Origin of the sequence: Bacteroides fluxus YIT 12057, assembly GCF_000195635.1 — a bacterium.
Lineage (GTDB): Bacteria > Bacteroidota > Bacteroidia > Bacteroidales > Bacteroidaceae > Bacteroides > Bacteroides fluxus.
In genome coordinates this window covers 1-3615 of sequence record NZ_GL882677.1, presented here as the reverse complement: position 1 = coordinate 3615, position 3615 = coordinate 1, and the positions used below count along the sequence as shown (strand labels likewise).

The following is a 3615-nucleotide window of genomic DNA, read 5'->3' as shown; positions in this document are numbered from 1 at the left end:
GTTATATTTATAATAGTGTTGCGGAATTAAGGATGGTTAAAAATGTACTGACAGAACTCTGTTCTTCATCACCATTTCGGGGTTGCTTGTGTAGCGTTGGTGCAGGTAGAAATGGTGTGAGCCGAAGCCGTAAAGGAAAAACTTGTCAAGTTCGTGCTTCTCGGCAAACTCCTTTACGCTCTTTCTCAATTCCCCCTCACTCGTTGTGAGAGTGAGGAGGTTCACAAATTCAAGGAACATCGTGGGGATTGCATCATCCCACACACAAATCATACTTTCAATTCTTACTTCCATATCAATGTTGTTTTAGGGGTTATGCTATGCCGCTTTCATCCGCTCACGGATAAGGTTGGCGTTCTTGTTCACAAGGTCTATGATGCGCTCGTGATATTCGGTGTCCTGGTTGTGCTTGCCGTGGCACTGCACCACTTCGAGGGTTCGCAAGTCCACCTCTACGGTTTCAATAATCTCATCGCCAATCCTTGCCGATAGTATGAGGGTGTCGGCTTTCTTGTAGTATCCACTGCCAAACACGCAGATGCCCTGCGTCTTGCCCTCGTTGTAATACTCGTCTATGCTTTCAAGCACCTTGACGATTATTTCCTCGTCCGTGATTACCAAGCCGAAGAATTTGGATTTGTTGGCGATGAAATCCTCCGCATCTTTCTTTCGTTGGAGTTGTCGCTGTTGCTCACGCTCACGCCTTTCAATCTCCCAACGGCGTTGCTCTGCGGCTCTTTCCTTCTCGTGTATGGCTTCAATTTTTCGGGTTGCGTTGTCGTGTGCCGCCATGAAATCTTCGGGACAGATGTTCTTCGGGTTACGGAGGTCTTGACCGAGTTTTTTGAGCATACGCAGATAGTCGCACCACATTGAGAGGTTGTCTATCTGATACTTGTGACGCTTGGCAATCAGATATGATGCCCAACATTCATCGGCAGTACGGGTATTGAAAAGAAAGTGTTTCATGACCTCAATCTCACCGCCTTTCATAAGGGTTTCAATTCTTGGGTCTGAAAGCAAGGCTTTGAAAAGACGCACGGGGGAGATGCCGTGGAAATCGCCCTTGAAGCCGTTACGTCTGAGTTGGGGCAATATCCTCATCTTTGGATATGCACAGCTTCTTGCCACCACATCATCGTATAGGCTGTTGTGCGGTCTTACCTCCATATCGCTGCCTAATGCCCACACATCGCAATAGCAGAAAAGGAAGCCACGGAGCAACGCCATGTCCGTAACCTTGCCGTCGGGTGAAATCCAACGCTGCACGACCTCGTGGCAGTAGAAACGCATCGGTTCGCCTTTCCTGCTCTCGCATCTGACCTGCGCCACGCGGATTACCTGATACCCTTTGCAGGTGGTTATCACGCTGAAATTCTGCGTTTCCTTGTAGATGCGTCTGCGTGTGTCCTGCACTTTGAGTTCGGCATGGCATTTGGGGCAGGTGCAGCCTTCAAGGGTGTCGCATAGTCCGCTGTCGCTGTGCCACTCGTGACCGCAGTCGGAACAGGTGATGTTCCCTTTCTTGGTGCGGTAGCCGATATGCTCAACGCAGTGGCGGTATGCCCAATCTATTTGTGTCGCTGATATGGGGCGAAGGTTGGCGGAAAGTCTTGCCACCTCTTTCTGTATCTTGGTCTTCGGTTTCATAAGCCTAAATCAAATAATGAGGGTTGGGGTTGGTTTTCTTTTCTCGCTGACGGTCTGTGGCGGTTCTGCAACTTGCGGAGTTCCTCCTCTTGGTATTTGCGGACAGCGTTCTGACGTGCCTCCGCCTTTTCCTCTGCCGTGAGTTTCACAACGTGGTTCACAACCACTTGGCAGTCCATCGGTTTGCCCACCTCTATCTCGTTTTCCTCATAGTAGTGGATGGCTTGCCCGAATATCTCTCCGTCCGTGAAACCGTTGCAACCGCTTTTCTGCACATAGTTCAGAATGTGGGTCACGCACTCGTCCATGTTCTTGGCAGGGTTGCGGTACTTCTTTGCAAATAGCGCATCTTCCTCCGCACGCTGTTCCAAGTACATATATATCGTTCTCTTGAAATGGTCTGTTCCTTTCATATCGCTGTCATTTTTAGATTATCTGTTTCAGTATCTCTCTCCAATAGGTCGGCTCTACCTCGCTGAGAAGGAAGTCCATGAAATCCCTCCGTGCGTCCTTGTTCAGTTCGTGGTACAATCTTCGGAAAGTTTCAAAATTGCCGTTGATGTACGTTTCCACCATATACACGAAGATGTTGTCCACCTCGTAATATCTGCACTGCTGCGCTGCCGTCTTGCTGTTTCTTTTTGCCATGTCGGTAAGGGTTAAAGGGTGAATAACCAAAGGATGAAGCCAAAGAAGGCAATGGTGGAAAGGATAGCCACGATTACACCTATCGCCACTCGGAACACTCCGTTTACAATCTCTCTGATGATGCCCCAAAGGATGCCGAACACCCCGAAGGCGGTGCGCATCATCAAGCCGCATATCGCCAACCCGATGTGTTGCGCCATTTGTCTGAAATTTGCCGTTGCCGTCATATCTTCGCTGTTTTTGATTTTTTTGTTTTTAATGCGGATTCAAGAGCTGAGGGAGTTGAGTTTCAAACTATCTTATCTGCCTCTCGTTTATCCGACATTTTTTTTATGCGTCTTTCTGTCGCATCGGTCGTTTTCGTTTCGGGTGCTTGAAAAGGTAGGGATTAGGGAATGCAAGGTTTTTCGGTCAAAATACTACCCGCAGGGCTGGAGATTTTTACCGAAAACAGGAGGCTTGACCTTGCTTTCCCGTCCAATCCCGGAATTACCTTTGCGCCCAGAACGAAAATGACTGACTGATGCGGCTTACTGAAAGGCGCAAAATGGAGGTAAACGAAAACAGAGGCAGATTGTGTAGAAAAAAACTTCAGGGGAAAATCCGTAAAAAAAAGAATCACCAAAAGGAAAAAGACATCACCGGAAGCGTGAAAAGGGCAAACCACAACAAAGGAAGTATGATTGTTTCCGATCCGACGGAACTTGTTCAGCCGGGTGGCAACAATCATTCTTCCCGGTTTGTCCGGCTGTGTGTGGGCGCCTGTTTCATTCATGGGGCAGGCTGACACACTCTGCATTCACTTTCCGCTTCCGGCAAAAGAGACAGCGAAAAAAGAAAAATCATTTGAAAACCCGTAAAAGCACCTCTTGGCATAGGCGCAAAAGAAAGGGGCATTGCTTCATCTGTCTAAACATCGTTTAGGCGTGAGGCAATGCCCTTTTCTCCAGCTATGCGGTAGTCGGCACACGTTTGTTCCAAACTCGTTTTGGGCAATGGTGTGCCGACGGACAATACCGCTTTTACGGAAAATTCTTATGAATGAGGGGATAAAAAACGGGAGTTTATATCAAAATCTCGAATTAAATAGCTACTTTTGCATACGAAGAGTTCTTTGAAGGTTACGCAACGCGCAGAAGGATAATGCAGTAGATAACTAACTAAATCGTAACCTATTACTATCAAGAGCAATTAACCTACGCTCATTTCCAATAAATTACACTCTTTTCGTAACTTCTTCAGTGCAAATATACGAATTATGAATGATTTGAGGAACTTTTAAGGGGTCAATGTAAAAACCTGAGTGGTAAATTTATA

6 protein-coding genes are annotated in these 3615 nt (G+C 47.1%); all 6 read right to left on the bottom strand.

The window, feature by feature from the left end; genetic code table 11:
- Positions 1–36: 36 nt before the first annotated feature.
- The 6 genes from HMPREF9446_RS12850 to HMPREF9446_RS18995 all read right to left on the bottom strand — a co-directional run bounded on the left by HMPREF9446_RS12850 (position 37) and on the right by HMPREF9446_RS18995 (position 3097).
- Positions 37–294 carry a hypothetical protein gene (locus HMPREF9446_RS12850; RefSeq protein ID WP_004291531.1) on the bottom strand — a complete coding sequence of 86 codons (258 nt, stop codon included), beginning with the start codon at positions 292–294 and terminating at the stop codon, positions 37–39.
- Positions 295–318: 24 nt separating this feature from the next.
- A complete protein-coding gene (locus HMPREF9446_RS12845) occupies positions 319–1650 on the bottom strand; it encodes a PcfJ domain-containing protein (protein ID WP_004291532.1) in 1332 nt (443 codons plus the stop codon).
- A complete protein-coding gene (locus tag HMPREF9446_RS12840) occupies positions 1647–2063 on the bottom strand; it encodes a PcfK-like family protein (protein WP_004291533.1) in 417 nt (138 codons plus the stop codon). The genes HMPREF9446_RS12845 and HMPREF9446_RS12840 overlap by 4 nt, the downstream gene beginning before the upstream one ends.
- A 13-nt stretch (positions 2064–2076) precedes the next feature.
- Positions 2077–2298 carry a hypothetical protein gene (locus tag HMPREF9446_RS12835; RefSeq protein ID WP_004291534.1) on the bottom strand — a complete coding sequence of 74 codons (222 nt, stop codon included), beginning with the start codon at positions 2296–2298 and terminating at the stop codon, positions 2077–2079.
- 11 nt (positions 2299–2309) lie between these two features.
- Positions 2310–2525: a hypothetical protein gene (locus HMPREF9446_RS12830; protein WP_004291535.1), complete on the bottom strand. Its 216-nt coding sequence runs from the start codon at positions 2523–2525 to the stop codon at positions 2310–2312.
- A gap of 161 nt (positions 2526–2686) precedes the next feature.
- Positions 2687–3097 carry a hypothetical protein gene (locus HMPREF9446_RS18995; protein WP_004291538.1) on the bottom strand — a complete coding sequence of 137 codons (411 nt, stop codon included), beginning with the start codon at positions 3095–3097 and terminating at the stop codon, positions 2687–2689.
- Positions 3098–3615 lie beyond the last annotated feature (518 nt).

Bases quoted from the DNA above. Each gene is read 5' to 3' on its own strand.
- HMPREF9446_RS12845 (WP_004291532.1), bottom strand. From the start codon at position 1,650: ATGAAACCGAAGACCAAGATACAGAAAGAGGTGGCAAGACTTTCCGCC.
- HMPREF9446_RS18995 (WP_004291538.1), bottom strand. From the start codon at position 3,097: ATGCAGAGTGTGTCAGCCTGCCCCATGAATGAAACAGGCGCCCACACA.
- HMPREF9446_RS12830 (WP_004291535.1), bottom strand. From the start codon at position 2,525: ATGACGGCAACGGCAAATTTCAGACAAATGGCGCAACACATCGGGTTG.
- HMPREF9446_RS12840 (WP_004291533.1), bottom strand. From the start codon at position 2,063: ATGAAAGGAACAGACCATTTCAAGAGAACGATATATATGTACTTGGAA.
- HMPREF9446_RS12835 (WP_004291534.1), bottom strand. From the start codon at position 2,298: ATGGCAAAAAGAAACAGCAAGACGGCAGCGCAGCAGTGCAGATATTAC.
- HMPREF9446_RS12850 (WP_004291531.1), bottom strand. From the start codon at position 294: ATGGAAGTAAGAATTGAAAGTATGATTTGTGTGTGGGATGATGCAATC.